This window comes from Arthrobacter sp. Leaf69 (assembly GCF_001422645.1).
Lineage (GTDB): Bacteria > Actinomycetota > Actinomycetes > Actinomycetales > Micrococcaceae > Arthrobacter.
The window spans coordinates 153,430-167,545 of record NZ_LMLR01000010.1; the positions used below are offsets into that span (position 1 = coordinate 153,430).

The window sequence follows — 14,116 nt, forward strand, 5'->3', positions numbered from 1 at the left end:
GGCCGGGCGGCTGTAGCGCTGCCTGTGGCATTGCCCGGCACGGCACGCGACGCGGGCGCTTCTCCACGACGCGCAGAATTCCGGGCGCCGCGTTATTCCGGTATCGCTAGGTATGTGGAGTGTCGTCAGACATTTCCTGCGTCGCACGGCAGCTGGGCGTTGCCGGCGCGCCGCCGCGAGTGACGGCGACGCGGCCAGTCGCCACCGACACCGCCACCGACACCGCCACCGCCACCGCTCAGGCGTAGACCCTCTCGAGGAACCCGCCCCAGGCCTTCGCCGTGGCTTCGGAGTCCCCCCTGCCGCTGAAGTCGTGGACCGTCATGCCCACCGTGGCGCCGAAGGCATTGCGGCCGAAGAACCGGTACAGCGTGTCCGCGGTGCGCAGGCCAAGGAAGTTCTCGTTGGCGAAGTCCACCTCTCCGGAGAGCCGTCCGACGCCGTCGAGCTCCAGTTCCACGGTGGTGCCGGCCGGCACCCCCTCAATACCCATAGCCTTCTTGAGCCGTACAAACCCATCGGGCGTTGCCGAGGCGGGACGGGCCTGGACGTCGGTAAAGACGACCGGCTTGCCGTCGAAATACTGCAGGTACTGGCCGAGCGTGTGCAGGTAGAACTCGGTGTGCTTGCTGGCGCCGTCGTACTGCTGGTCCCAGTTCTCGGCGAAGATGCCGCTGTGGACGTAGTGCAGCCGGGCGCGGCCGCCGTCGAGCGGTTCCAGGACGTGCTCCAGCTGGTTGAACCAGCCATCCGGGCCATCCATGCGGGAGACGAGATGGGCGGGGTATTCGTCCACGGTCCGCACGGCCGGCCACTCATCCGTGGGGAACATCCAGGCGGGGGTGTCCTTGGTGACCGCCTCCCAGACCCGTTCCGGCGTGGCGGGCAGTTCCGTGTCCACGATGATTTCAAAATTCCGCTTGTCAGTCATTGTCCTGCTCCTTAGCTGATGGGTCTGTGGGTGATGCCGTGACTGGTGTCTTGAGTGAAGGGTGAAGCGCGACGACGAGGCGGTGCTTGCGTCCGCCGCCCGCTGAGGCGCTCACCCGGGCCGCCGGGCCGCCGTCGTGGTATTTGTCCACGAGCCGGGTCACGGCGACGCCCAGTTCCTCGGCGAAGGCGGCCCGGTCCGCGGCCGTGCGGAAGGTGATCTCGCCGTCGATGGCGAAGGTGGCGAGCGGCTGCCTGGCCGCCGCGGCGCCGGCAATCAAGCGGCCCGTTTCCTGGACCATGCGGCTGGCGAGCGCCAGCAGCCAGAAAGCCGAAAAGCGGTCCGTGAACCGCTGGGGGTCCGGGGCCACCGACGCCAGTGCGGCCGGGGAGATCAGGTAGGAGGCGGCGCTCGCCCGCAGGATACGCTCCGTGACGTTGCCCTTGCGGCGCTCCTCCACCAGCTCCACCAGCCCGTGCCGCTCCAAGGCCTTGAGGTGGTAGTTCACCTTCTGCCGCGGCAGGCCCACCTTTGCGGCGAGCTGCGTGGCCGAGCCTGGTTGGGCGAGTTCCATCAGGATGCGGGTCCGGATGGGGTCCAGGGACGCCTCCGCCGCGGCCGGGTCCTCAATCACTTCGATGTCCAACATGCTTCCAGTTTCGCTACCGACAGTTTTATTTGTCAAGAACTTTTTTACCGTCGGTCCGTCTCGACGGTTCCCCGCCGAATCGAGGCGCGGAAACGTCGTGTGGGCTCGGAACTGTCGAAACGGCGGAGGGGCGCAACCCCGGCAAAGTAGAATGGACCGGTGATGCAATCCCCCCTGCCCGTGCGCGACGGCGTCAACGCGACCCGTCTCCGCCTCCCGGACGAGGGGCCGTGGGACACCGCGATGGACTACATGATGCACCGCTGGGGCCACATCGACCCCCAGGGCATCGAGGACCGCTTCGACGCCGGCGAGATCGTGGGCGAGGCCGGGGTCCCCCTGGACCGGACCACCCCGCTGCGGAACCACACCTTCATCTGGTACTACCGCACCCTGCCGCCGGAACTCCGGATCCCGGTGGAACTGAACATCCTGCACCAGGACGAGCACCTCCTCGTGGTGGACAAACCGCATTTCCTGCCCACCACCCCCGGCGGCACCTACATCCAGGAATCGGCCCTCGTCCGGCTCCGGAACCAGCTGGACCTGCCGGACCTTATCCCCATGCACCGGCTGGACCGCATGACTGCCGGGATCCTGCTGCTCTCCACGAACCCGCAAACCCGGGGCAAGTACCAGGTGCTCTTCGAAAAACGCCAGGTCCAGAAGGAATACGAGTGCGTGTCCGCAGCCGTGCCCGCGCACGGGCACCCCGCCGTCGACTTCCCCGTGGTAGTCCGCAACCGGATGACGAAGTCCCGCAGCTACCTGCTAGCCGAGGTGATCGACGGCGAGCCCAACGCCGAGACCCGGATTGAGCGGCTGCGGACCTTTGCCGGCCCCGTCCCGGGGACTCCCGCCCCGGCGACGCCCGCCGCCGGAATTCCCGGCAACGACGGCACCGCCGGCCGCCGCGCGCTGTACCGGCTCGAGCCGCACTCGGGCAAGACCCACCAGCTTCGGGTGCACATGGCCTCGCTGGGGTTGGGGATCGTGAACGACGCCTTCTACCCGGAGCTGCTGGACAAGGCGCCCGACGACTACTCGAAGCCGCTCCAGCTCCTCGCCCGCGGAATCCGGTTTGTGGACCCCATCACCGGCAAGCCGGTGGAGTACCGCAGCGGGCTGGAGCTCAGCGAAGCACTCTGACCCCTAAGGACCTCCAGCGCACCCGCGCCCGCACCCGCACGCTGCAACGGGCGTGCGTCCGGACGGAAGTGCGGTACCTTGTGGCCATGGACTTCGGCAGCGCGGACACCTGGCGGGACGCGATCTATTTCTGGATCGTCCCGGTGGTTATGGGCGACGCCATTTTCCCGCCCGTCCCGTCCGAAATGGTGGTGATCACCGGCGGCGCGCTGGCCGCCGTCGGGCGAGCCAACGTGTTCCTGGTGGTGCTCCTCGCCGCGGCAGCGTCTTGGCTCGGCGACATCCTGGTGTTCCAGCTGTTCAAACGGCGCCTGAGCCATACCCTTGACCGCTGGCGGTGGGGCCGGACGTTCCATCTGGCCGTGCACACAGCGATCGGGAGGGCCGGCCGCTCCACCACGTACGGGGCCATCATCGGCATCCGCTTTATCCCCGGCGGACGGCTGGCGACGACTGCCGCCGCCGGCATCGCCAACGTCTCCACCCGTGGCTTCAGCCTGTGCGCAGCCCTCGGCGGCCTGCTCTGGGCCGTCTGGTCCGTCAGCCTCGGCTATGTCACCGGCGCGGCAACCGGGCTGCCGTTCTGGGCGAGCTCCCTGATCGGCGTCGGGGTCGGGGTCGCGATCGGCGCCGTGGTGGGGGTAATTGTCACGCGGAGGCGCGGCAACTCCTCGCCGGTCGTCGACGGCCCCGACGAGGAACTGGACTTCTGAGCTCGGTCTCTGAGCCGGTCCCCGGCTAAACGGGCGCCCAGCGGCCGCGGTTGCGGCGGAGCACCATGAGGTTGCCGGTCACCGCAACGCGTTCGACGGCGTCACGCATCATCGCTGCCGACTCGAGGGCCTGGCTGTTCTCGCCGCTGTAGGAGGTGGGCTCGACGAGGAACCGCAGGTTCAGCTGCGGAACCCCGCCGGCCAGATCGAGCTGGTTCGCCTCGACGTGGTGCCGGGTCTCCAGCGCTTCGACGGCGGCAGCCATCACGGCCTCGGGCGCGTTGCCCGGCTTGAGCCCGGTGATCTTCAGTCTGGTCTGGAACGACGGCATGCTTCAACCCTATCGGGACTGCCGGCCGGACCGCGGCGGGACTAGCCGGTGTTGCGCAGGCCCGCCGCCACACCGTTGACCGTGATGAGCATGGCACGCTGAAGGCGTTCGTCGATCTCGGCGTTGGGCATGCCCTCCCCCGCGGCCTCGGAACGCACCCGGCGCAGCAGTTCCACCTGGAGGTAGCTGATCGGGTCGAGGTACTGGTCCCGGATCTCCAGTGAGCGCTTCAGGGTGGGCTGCGCGTCGAGCAGCAGGTCCTCGCCGGTCAGGTTCTGGATCTCGGTGACGGTCAGCTGGTATTCGGCCCTGATGGCGCGGAACAGGTGGTGCAGCTCCTCCGGGACCAGGGTGGAGACGTAGTAGCCCGCGATGTCCATGTCCGTCTTCGCCAGCGTCATTTCCACGTTGGAGAGCACCGAGCGGAAGAAGTGCCAGCCGTCCATCATCTCCACGAGCTGGGCCGAGTGGCCGGCTTCGCGGGCGGCCTTGAGCCCGGAGCCGACGCCGAACCAGCCCGGGACGATCTGGCGGGACTGCGTCCAGCCGAACACCCACGGGATGGCCCGCAGGCCCTCGAGCCCGGCGCCGGAATCGGGCCGCTTGGACGGACGGGAGCCGATGTTGAGGGACCCCAGCTGTTCCACGGGGGTGGACGCCATGAAGTAGGCGGGCAGGTCGGGGTCGTCGATCAGCGTCCGGTAGCGGGCGAACGCGGCGTCGGAAATGGTCTCCATCACGTGGCCGTAGCGCTCGCGCTGGTCCTCCGAGGTGCGCGGCGTGCGGTGCAGCGCGGAGCCCTGCATGACCGCCGCGAGCGAGAGCTCAAGGTTCTCGCGGGCGAGCTCGGGCAGCGAGTACTTGTCCGAGATGACCTCGCCCTGTTCGGTGAACTTGATTTCGCCTTCCAGCACACCGTTCGGCTGCGCCATGATGGCGTCGTAGGTCGGCCCGCCGCCGCGGCCCACGGAACCGCCGCGGCCATGGAAGAGACGCACCCGGACGCCGTGTTTGGCCGCGACGTCGCGCAGCTTGCGTTGCGTTTTGTGGATTTCCCACTGGCTGGTCATCACACCGGATTCCTTGTTGGAGTCCGAGTAGCCGAGCATGATTTCCTGCACGTCGCCGCGCAGCCGGACCAGCTCGCGGTAGGACGAATCGGAGAGCAGGGCGTCCACGATCTCGGCCGAGGCGCGCAGCTCCTCCACGGTCTCCAGCAGCGGTGCGAAGCCGATCCTGGCATAAGGGGCCTCGCCGAAAAGGTTGACCAGCCCGGCTTCGCGGGCCAGCACCGCCGCGGCCAGGACGTCGTCGGCGCCGCGGGTCATCGAGATGATGTACGTCTCGATCACGTCCGGGCCGTACGTCCGCAGGGCCCGCCGGATTTCGCGGAAAACGTCATAGGTGCCGTCGGCGACGCCGTCGAGCTTGATCGGGTGGCCGGACAGCGGGCGGCGCGAGGCCAGCTCAGAACCCAGCACCTCAAGCCGTTCGGAACGGCTGAGTTCGGCGTACCGGACGCCGGGTCCGCCGAGGCGGTCCATCAGCTGCCCGACGGCGTCGTGGTGGTGGTCCGCGTGTTCGCGGATGTCCAGGGTGGCCAGGTGCAGGCCGAAGGAGGCGATGGCGCGGCGGACCCGGGCCAGGGCGCCGTCGGCGGCGAGCGCGGCGTGGTGGTTGCGGAGCGAGCGCTCCAGCAGGCCAAGCTCGGCGAGGAGATCCGCAGTGGCGGTGTAGTCGCGGCCGGGCTCGTGCGCCGATCCCGCCGAGACGCGCCGCGCGGTGTTGAGCAGCTTGGCCTTGATGCAGGTGAGTTTGAGCCGGTAGGGCTCCTGGGCGTTCAGTTCGAGGACCCGCCGGTCCAGGCCTGGCAGGTTCTTGAGGTCGACGTCGATCGAGTCCAGCAGCTCCGGGTCCGCCCCGGCAAGCGCGGTTGAGTTGGACAGGATGGAGATCAGACCGTCGATCAGGCCGATGCTGATCCGGACGGCGTGCTGGTTCTGGATCTGCAGGATCTCCCGGGTGACAGCTGCGGTGACGTTGGGGTTGCCGTCCCGGTCGCCGCCGATCCAGGAGCCGAAGCGGAGGGGAGCCTTTTCCACGGGGAGTGTCACGCCGTGTTCGGCGAGAAGTTCGGAGAGGTCGGCGAGCATTTCCGGCATGGCGTCGCCCAGGATGCCGGTGAGGTAGTAGATCGCGTTCCGGGCCTCGTCCACGGGCGTGGGCCGGACCTGGCGGAGCTCGTCCGTCTGCCACATCTGGTCGATCACTTCGGCGAGCTGCCGGTCCTGGCGGCGCCGCGCCGAGGTGCCCTCCGCCGTGGCCACGGCCAGGATGTCGGAGAGCCGGCGGACCTTGTCCAGCACCGAGCGGCGGGAGGCCTCGGTGGGGTGGGCGGTGAAGATGGGACGGACATCGAGTTCGTTCACCACATCCTGCAGCACTGACGGGCCGGCCTGGCTGGCGACGTCGGCGACAGCCTTGGCCAGCCAGCCGTCCTTTTCCTGCCGCGTGCGCAGGCCGCGGACCCGGTGCACCTGCTCGGCGGCGTTGGCCAGGTGGAAGTAGAACGCGAAGGCGCGGACCAGGTCGGTCGCCTGCTCGAGGGGCAGCGAGCCGAGCAGCTCGCGGACCTGGGCCACGACGTCGTACGAGCTCCACGGCCCGGTGGCGTCCGCACCGCCGCGGGCGGCTTCCTTGGATTCCTTGGTCAGCAGGCGCACTTGCTCCACCAGGTCCAGGAGCTCGGGGCCGTGCTGGCGGACGAGTGATTCGCCAAGCAGCGTGGACACCCGGCGGACGTCGGCCCGGAGTTCGGCCGCAAGATCGGTGCCGGAGTGCATTGCAGTGTCAGCCATGGAAAATATCTTTCGAGAGGACTTGGCTCGTACACTGCGCTGGATACTGTGAGCCGGGTTACTTTCTTCCCTAAGGATGCTACCCGCAGCCACGCCCGGCTGGGAATCCGTCTCAGATAGTGTCAGCCGCGCCGGCCCCTGACCCGGCCGGTGGGGCTAGCGGGCCACTTTGAAGTTGAACACTCCGGTTCCGAGCGCGCCCCAGACCCGCAGCCAGATCGGCAGGATCATTTCGGCACCCCGGGCGGTGGTGATGTCGCCCAGATCGATGATGTCCCGGTGCCCAAGGTCCGTGAGCAAACCGGCCACGGCCTCTTTGGCGTCCGCGTCGTTGCCGGAGACGAAGACCGAATGGTCTCCCCCGGCCACACTCGCCGGATCCACCATCACGCTGGCGGTCATCGTGTTGAGCGTCTTGACCACACGGGCTTCCGGGAAGGCACGCTGGATCTGCTCACCGAGGCTGTCCGTATTCACCGGGTTCAACGACGGCGGGAACCCGTGGGAGAAGTCCAGCGGGTTCGCGATGTCCATCAGCACCTTGCCGCCCAGGTTCTCTGCGCCCGCTGCGGTCAGTGCCGCAAGGGAGCCTGCGCCGTTGGTGGCATTGACGACGACGTCGGCGCGGGCGGCGGCGTCCGCGAACGTGCCGATCCCGATTTCGCCGTGCGCCGCGTGCCACTGGGCGAAAGGCGCGGTTCCCATGGCGTCAGGCTCGGTCCGCGCCAGCGTCGCCTGCGGGTCGCGGGTTCCAATGACTACGTCGTGGCCCAGGTGCGCGAGCGCACCGGCGACCGAGCGCCCTACAGTTCCGGTTCCCAGTACGGCAATCTTCATGGCGTCCTCATTCTGAAAGGGGTGGGGTAGACAGGTTGGTCTACTGATGCGCAAGACGCTATCAGACAGATCTGTCTACCACAATCGCAGACAGACTTGTCTGTGTACGATTGAGCCATGACGCCGACAGCAGCCCCAGGAAAGCAGGCCGCCCGGACGCCCGCCGGGCAGGCCCGGGAAAAGATCCTTGCCACGGCTTTCCGGCTCTTCTACGCCCAGGGGCTCCGGGCCGCGGGCATCGATACGATCATTGCCGAATCGGGCGTCGCGAAAGCCACCTTCTACAAGTACTTCCCGGCCAAGGACGACCTGATCCTGGCCTACCTGGAAAAGGTCGACGGCGTCTGGACCGGACAGCTCCACGCCGCGGCGGACGCCGCCGGCTCCGACCCGGCGGACCGGCTCGTCGGACTGTTTGATGCGCTGACCAGCGCCTGCCGCCGCGACGGCTACCGCGGCTGCGCCTTCATCAACGCTGCCGCCGAGTCCGCCTCCGGAACGCGCGTCCACGAACGCACGGCGGCGCACAAGGAGAATGTCCGGACCTGGATCCGCGGCCTGGCCGAGGAGGCCGGCGCCCCGGATCCGGACCAGCTGGCCCGCAGCCTGACCCTGGTGCTCGACGGCGGGCTCGCCAGCGGCGTGCTCGACGCCGATCCGGCGGCGGCCATCGCCGCCCGCGACACCGCAGCACAACTTGTGGCCGCAAGCCTGGGGCACACGGCAGCTCCCGGGAACTGACCTCCCACCGGGCGCCCGCCGGGCATCCGCGGTGAAGAGCCGGCGAATTCTGGCCAAATCCCGGCGGCCGCGAGGCGCAAACCCTTCCCGCCCGGCGCGTGATGACATATCTTGAAGTGTCTTGACAAAACCTGTCAATTCTCTGTGTGCGACCGTTCCGGCGATCGCCCCGCGTCGAGGAGCACGTCATGACCCCAGCCCCCATCCCGGCCGCCGCTACCACAAGGCCGGAGGCCGCCGTGTCCCAGCGGAATCCGCTGATCGCCGCCGTCGTGATCCTCGGTATGCTGTTCGTCGGCCTCGTGGGACAGTCCGCCGCGGCGCCCGGCTCGCAGGCCGCCGCCCCGCTCACGGTGGCCCAGGCCGTCGCGACCCAAAACGGCTCCACGGCCGCGGTGACCGGCTACATCGTGGGCCAGCCGACGTCCGCAACGTCGGTGCTCCGCAGCGGCTTCACGTCCGACACCGCCCTTGCAATTGCCGATTCGGCCGCGGAAACGAACACGGCCAAGATGCTCTACGTCCAGGTCACCACGGAGTACCGTTCCGGATTTGGCCTGCAGACCACGCCGTCCCTGCTGGGCAAGAAGGTGGACGTCACCGGACAGCTGACGGCCTACTTCTCACACGCCGGCCTGAAAAGTCCCAGCAACATGGCCCTGTCGGCAGCGCCGACGCCAACACCGACCCCCACGCCAACAGCCGGCGACTACTACGCTCCCGCCGCCGGCAAGACCGGCGCGGCCCTGGAAAGCAGCCTGCACCAGATCATCTCCGTGCAGCAGAAGCTCAGCTATGACCAGGTCTGGGACGCCCTGAAGGACACGGACCAGGACCCGGCCAACAGCAACAATGTGATCCTGCTGTACACGGGACGCTCCCAGTCCAAGGCCACCAACGGCGGCGGTGTGGATGATTGGAACCGGGAACACGTCTGGGCCAAGTCGCACGGGGATTTCGGCACGGCCACCGGCCCGGGAACGGATGTGCACCACCTCAGGCCCACCGACGTGACGGTCAACTCCGCCCGCGGCAACAAGGACTTCGACCTTGGCGGCACACAGTCCGCCGAGGCGCCGGGCAATTACACCGACGCGGATTCCTGGGAGCCGCGCAACGCGGTCAAGGGGGACGTCGCCCGGATGGTCATGTACATGGCGGTCCGCTACGAAGGCGGTGACGGCTTCGCCGACCTGGAAATGAACAACCTCGTCAACAACGGCACCGCCCCCTACATGGGCAAAATGAGTGTCCTGCTGGAGTGGAACCGGATCGATCCGCCGGATACCTTCGAACAGCGCCGCAACCAGCGCATCTACGAGCTGTGGCAGGGCAACCGCAACCCGTTCGTGGACCACCCGGAGTACGCCGACGCCATCTGGAACTGACGCCGTTGCCCGCCCTTGCCCGGTAGCGGCGAGCCGGGGCGGGGCCTAGGGTGGTAGCCAACGCCGTTCACCGCCTGGAAGGAACCCGCGAGCACCATGCATCCCGATTCTGACGCCATGCTCGCCCGCTGGCAGCGCTTCCGGAACAGCCGCAACGCGGCCCTGGCCAGCGACTACGGCTGGCTGACCCTGACGTCCTTCCAGTGGCTGGAAGACCAGCCGGCCGCCGTCGAACTCGTCCCCGGCCGCTGGTCCTCGGACGGCACGACGGCGTACCTCACCGCTGCGGCGGCCGACGGGCTCACCCTCGTGGAGACCGGCGAACCCGTGGACGGCACCATCAGCGCAACCCTGTCTAACGAGGAGTCCCTGCTGTGGGTGCAGTACGGCGGCGAGGACGGCCGGCAGGTGGTGGTGGAACTGGCCATGCGCGCCAGCAGGTACGCCCTGCGCACCCGGGATTCAACGTCGCCCGTGTTCACCGGGTTCGACGGCGTCCCCACCTTCGACTACCGGCCGGACCTGGTGGTCGAGGCCAGCTTCCGGCCCTATCCGGAGCCCGTGGACGTCCCGGTCGGCACGGCCAACCCGCTGGTGGACGGGGTCCACCGCTCGGTGGGCGAACTGGTGTTCCGGCTCCCCGGCAAGGACCACGAGTTCCACCTGCAGGCCGAGGAGGAAAAGCTCGGCGCGTTAACGGTGACGTTCCACGACGAGACCAACGGAGAACTAACGGATGAGTGGCGGAAGGTCTCCACCGCCCGGCCCCGCGTCGACTCCCTGGGAAACCGCACGGTCAGCCTGGACTTCAACCGGGCCATCAACTACCCCAGCGCCTTCACCCCGTACGGCACGTGCCCCATGCCGGTGAAAAACAACAGCCTGGACTACCGGATCGAGGCCGGGGAGAAAGAGCCCGGCCTGTTCTAGGCGCCCGGGGAAGGCCCCGGTCAGACGATCGCGGAAACCCCCGTCACGGCGCGGCCCACGATGAGCGTGTTGATCTCGAACGAGCCCTCGTAGGTGTAGATCGCCTCGGCGTCGGCGAAGATCTTGGCCATCCGGTAGTCGGTGACAATCCCGTTGCCGCCCAGCAGGGACCGGCCCATCGCCACGGTTTCCCGCATCCGGCCGCTCACATAGGACTTCGCCAAGGCCACCTGCGGCATGTCCGCTGCGCCCTGGTCCTGCAGCTGCGCGATCCGGACCATCATGCCCATGCTCGCCACCGCGTTGCCAAGCATCGTCACCAGCTGCTGCTGGACCAGCTGGAATTTCGCCAGCGGCCGGCCGAACTGCTGGCGTTCGACGGCGTACTGCCGGGCGACGTCGAACGCCGCCAGTTGTTGGCCGACGCCCTGCCAGGCGACCATGATCCGCGAGCCGCGCAGCAGTTCGTTCGTGTCCTCGAAGCTGTTGATCCCGGCGAAGCGGTCCGCCTCGGCCACGTGAACATCCTTGAGGACGATGTCCGCGTTCTGCACCGTGCGCAGGGCGATCTTGTTCTCGATCCGGCTCCGGGTCACACCGGGCAGGGTCGCGTCCACAATGAAGCCGCGGATGGCGCCTCCGGCCTCGTCACGCGCCCACACGAGCATGTAGTCGCAGAACGTCCCGTTGCCGATCCAGCGCTTGGTGCCGTTGAGCACCCAGGTGTCGCCGCCGTCGGGCCCGCCGCCGGGCACACGCCGGGCGACCGTCTCCATGCCGCCGGCCACGTCGGAGCCATGCTCCGGTTCGGTCAGCGCGAACGCGCCGGTGGTCCGGAGGTTCGCGGCGTCGTCGAGCAGGCGCGCCTTCTGCTCCTCGGAGCCGAAACCGTACAGGGACTCGACAAAGAGGTCGTGGTGGACCAGGAAGAAGGTTGCCAGCGAGGTGTCCACCCGGGTCATCTCGGCGATGACCAGCCCGGCGAACAGATTGCTGTAGCCGCGCTGGGCCGGGGCGCTCAGTTCGAGGGCCGCCAGCTTGGGCAGGATCTCTGCGGGGAACTCGGCCTTGTTCCACCATTCGCCAGCGAAGGGCGCCACCTCGCGGGCCAGGAACTCCCGCAGTTCGGCGAGCTTCGCCTGTTCCGCAGTGTTGAGCATCGACTCGAAGTCGAAGAAATCGGCCGTCGGCAGCCCCTCGACGGAGGCAGCAGCCGGGGACTGGGCAAGACCGGCCCGCATCACCTCGGCCCCATCCGGATGGCCCCATCGAGGCGGATGGTCTCGCCGTTGAGCATGGCGTTCTCCACGATGTGCGCCGCGAGGTTCGCGTACTCCGCCGGCCTGCCCAGCCGGGACGGGTGCGGCACCTGCTGCCCGAGGGAATCCTGGGCCTCCTGCGGCAGCCCGGCCATCATCGGTGTTTCGAAGATGCCCGGCGCAATGGTGACCACCCGGATCAGCGAGCGCGCCAGTTCGCGGGCGATCGGCAGCGTCATGGCGTGCACCGCCCCCTTGGAGGCGGCGTAGGCCGGCTGGCCGATCTGGCCGTCAAATGCGGCGACGGAGGCGGTGTTGATGATGACACCGCGCTCCGGTCCGCCGAGTTCGGTCACGGCCGGCTCCGTGGCCGCCATGGCGGCCGCGGCAAGCCGGATGACGTTGAAGGTGCCCACGAGGTTGATCTGGATGACGCGGTTGAAGCTCTCCAGCGGCAGCACGCCGTCGCGGCCCAGGACCTTGCCGGGGGTGGCGATCCCGGCGCAGTTGACCACGATCCGCAGCGGGCCGAGGGCGACGGCGGCGTCGACGGCGGCCTGCACCTGCTCCTCGCTGGTGACGTCTGCGGGAACGAAGACCGCCTTGTGGGCAGGCTCCTTCCGGTCCCCGGCGGCGGGGGCGTCCACGTGGACCTCCCCCCAAGCATTCAGCTCGGCGGCGAAGGCGTCACCCGCGGAGCTTGGCAGGTCCGCCAGGACCACGGAGGCGCCGGCGTCGAACAGGCGCCGGGCCGTCGCGGCGCCCAGGCCCGAGGCCCCGCCCGTAATCAGCGCGACTGTACCTTTGATGTCCATGCATCCTCCTTGATGTGGAACCGGAACCCGCAGGGGCGCTGTGTGCAGCGTCACGAATCTGCAGGGAACATTAGTTAGTGAATGTTAACTGGAATGCGGACTTTCCGCACCTTCACCCCGCGATGCCGCGACGATCCCGGCCCGGACGCCGTGCCGCCAGTAGGCTGGAGCCATGACCCCAGCAGAGATTTCCACCGCCCCCAACTGGTCGTTCCGGGCAGACGAGGCGGCCCGCTCGGTGACCAGGCTGTTCGGGCAGCGGCTCTTCTTCCTGCCGGGGACGCACATCGCCGCGGTGGTGCGGCCCTCGGGCCGGGTCAAGAACCTCGCCCGGCCCTGGCACTACTGGTGGCAGGCGCACTACGTGGACTGCCTCGTGGACACCGGCCGCCGGGAACTCGGCACCGAGGGCCGTCCCGGCACGCGGTTCGACGGCGAGAACCGCCCCAGCGCCGGCCGGCTCGCCTCCCAGCTGGTCACCGGGATCCGGCTGCGGAATTTCCTGACCTTCGTCAATAACTACTATGACGACATGGCCTGGCTGGCGCTCTCCACGCTGCGGCTGGAGAAGCTCGCAGAGGACAGCCGCAAGGCGGCGGGACGCCGCCGCAATGCCAAGGTCCTGCAGAGCCTCACCCTGCAGTTTGATTCCGCCTCCACGGATGACCTCGGCGGGGGCACCTTCTGGAGCAAGAAGCGGGATTTCAAGAACACCCCGGCCACGGCACCCGTGGCGCTCTACTTCGCCCGTACCGGCAAGGCGGCCAGGGCGCAGGCCCTGCTGGATTGGCTCGATGCCCGGCTTTTCGATCCCGAACAGGGGATGTACCAGGACGGACTGCGGATCGCTCCGGGCGGCGACGTGGTGCTGGAGAGCGCCATCTACACCTACAACCAGGGGCCGGTCCTCGGCGCGCTGCTGGAACTCGGCGGCGACACCAACCTGGCCCGCGCGTCCACCCTCGTGGCCGCCGTGGCCCGCAACCTCACCCTCCCGGCGCCGCTGATGGGGCGCAGCGCCACGGTGCTGCGCTGCGAGGGTACCGGCGACGGCGGGCTCTTCACCGGCATCCTCGTCCGGTACCTGGCCCTGGCCGCCGTCGACGAGCGGCTTCCGCAGGAGGTCCGGACGACGGCCGCGACGCTGGTGAACGACACCGCCGAGGCCTTCTGGGAGGGCCGCCGCATCGTGTCCTCCAAGGAACCCCTGGCGCACAAGGGCGGCAGGATCCTGTTCTCTGCCCGCCCTGAGCTGCCGGCACGGCGCAGCTACCCGGCGGGCGCCGCCGTCGAGCTTTCCACCCAGCTGCAGGCCTGGATGGTGCTGGAAGCGGCCGCGTCAATTACCGGAAGGTCCGGCGCGGCAGAGCCGGAAGATACAGGGCGGGAGGACGCGGCGCGGGAACAGGTTGAGCCGGGCGAGGCGGGTCCGGCGGCGGAATCACCCGCGGAATCCCAGTCAGGGAATTAAGTCACGCAATAGTTTCGTAATCCATGTGATCCTCGTCACTTAAG

General features: G+C 68.5%; 13 protein-coding genes. 6 read left to right on the forward strand and 7 right to left on the reverse strand.

The window, feature by feature from the left end; all coding sequences use genetic code 11:
* Positions 1-238: 238 nt before the first annotated feature.
* On the reverse strand, positions 239-931 hold the full coding sequence (locus tag ASE96_RS06020; RefSeq protein WP_056427468.1) for an SRPBCC family protein: 693 nt from the start codon (positions 929-931) through the stop codon (positions 239-241).
* Positions 924-1,580, reverse strand: coding sequence for a winged helix-turn-helix domain-containing protein (locus tag ASE96_RS06025; protein WP_056427471.1), 657 nt, complete (start codon positions 1,578-1,580; stop codon positions 924-926). Before ASE96_RS06025 ends, ASE96_RS06020 begins: the two co-directional genes overlap by 8 nt.
* 162 nt (positions 1,581-1,742) lie before the next feature.
* Here ASE96_RS06025 and ASE96_RS06030 point away from each other — a divergent pair, with 162 nt between their 5' ends.
* Entirely contained in the window at positions 1,743-2,729 is a 987-nt protein-coding gene (locus tag ASE96_RS06030; RefSeq protein ID WP_056427474.1) for an RluA family pseudouridine synthase, read from the forward strand.
* Positions 2,730-2,815: 86 nt separating this feature from the next.
* Positions 2,816-3,442, forward strand: coding sequence for a DedA family protein (locus ASE96_RS06035; RefSeq protein WP_056429201.1), 627 nt, complete (start codon positions 2,816-2,818; stop codon positions 3,440-3,442).
* Positions 3,443-3,467: 25 nt separating this feature from the next.
* Here ASE96_RS06035 and ASE96_RS06040 read toward each other — a convergent pair whose 3' ends face one another.
* The 3 genes from ASE96_RS06040 to ASE96_RS06050 form a co-directional block, all read right to left on the reverse strand.
* Positions 3,468-3,773, reverse strand: coding sequence for a hypothetical protein (locus tag ASE96_RS06040; protein WP_056427477.1), 306 nt, complete (start codon positions 3,771-3,773; stop codon positions 3,468-3,470).
* Between the two features lie 41 nt (positions 3,774-3,814).
* Complete coding sequence (gene ppc / locus ASE96_RS06045; protein WP_056427480.1) at positions 3,815-6,631, reverse strand: phosphoenolpyruvate carboxylase; 2,817 nt, start codon at positions 6,629-6,631, stop codon at positions 3,815-3,817.
* Between the two features lie 156 nt (positions 6,632-6,787).
* Entirely contained in the window at positions 6,788-7,468 is a 681-nt protein-coding gene (locus ASE96_RS06050) for an NADPH-dependent F420 reductase (RefSeq protein ID WP_056427484.1), read from the reverse strand.
* Between the two features lie 117 nt (positions 7,469-7,585).
* On the opposite strand from ASE96_RS06050, the gene ASE96_RS06055 reads away from it, so the two are divergent.
* From ASE96_RS06055 to ASE96_RS06065, 3 genes are all read left to right on the forward strand, one after another.
* Positions 7,586-8,209, forward strand: a complete 624-nt coding sequence (locus ASE96_RS06055) for a TetR/AcrR family transcriptional regulator (RefSeq protein ID WP_056427489.1) — start codon at positions 7,586-7,588, stop codon at positions 8,207-8,209.
* A 188-nt stretch (positions 8,210-8,397) separates the two neighbouring features.
* Positions 8,398-9,597, forward strand: coding sequence for an endonuclease (locus ASE96_RS06060; protein WP_056427492.1), 1,200 nt, complete (start codon positions 8,398-8,400; stop codon positions 9,595-9,597).
* A 96-nt stretch (positions 9,598-9,693) separates the two neighbouring features.
* Positions 9,694-10,527, forward strand: a complete 834-nt coding sequence (locus tag ASE96_RS06065; protein WP_056427495.1) for a DUF1684 domain-containing protein — start codon at positions 9,694-9,696, stop codon at positions 10,525-10,527.
* Between the two features lie 20 nt (positions 10,528-10,547).
* Here ASE96_RS06065 and ASE96_RS06070 read toward each other — a convergent pair whose 3' ends face one another.
* Both ASE96_RS06070 and ASE96_RS06075 read right to left on the reverse strand, forming a co-directional pair.
* Entirely contained in the window at positions 10,548-11,768 is a 1,221-nt protein-coding gene (locus ASE96_RS06070) for an acyl-CoA dehydrogenase family protein (protein WP_056427498.1), read from the reverse strand.
* Positions 11,768-12,601 carry an SDR family NAD(P)-dependent oxidoreductase gene (locus ASE96_RS06075; protein WP_056427501.1) on the reverse strand — a complete coding sequence of 278 codons (834 nt, stop codon included), beginning with the start codon at positions 12,599-12,601 and terminating at the stop codon, positions 11,768-11,770. The genes ASE96_RS06070 and ASE96_RS06075 overlap by 1 nt, the downstream gene beginning before the upstream one ends.
* A gap of 172 nt (positions 12,602-12,773) precedes the next feature.
* Between ASE96_RS06075 and ASE96_RS06080 the strand changes: the two genes are divergently transcribed.
* Entirely contained in the window at positions 12,774-14,072 is a 1,299-nt protein-coding gene (locus ASE96_RS06080; protein ID WP_082492612.1) for a glycoside hydrolase family 76 protein, read from the forward strand.
* Positions 14,073-14,116 lie beyond the last annotated feature (44 nt).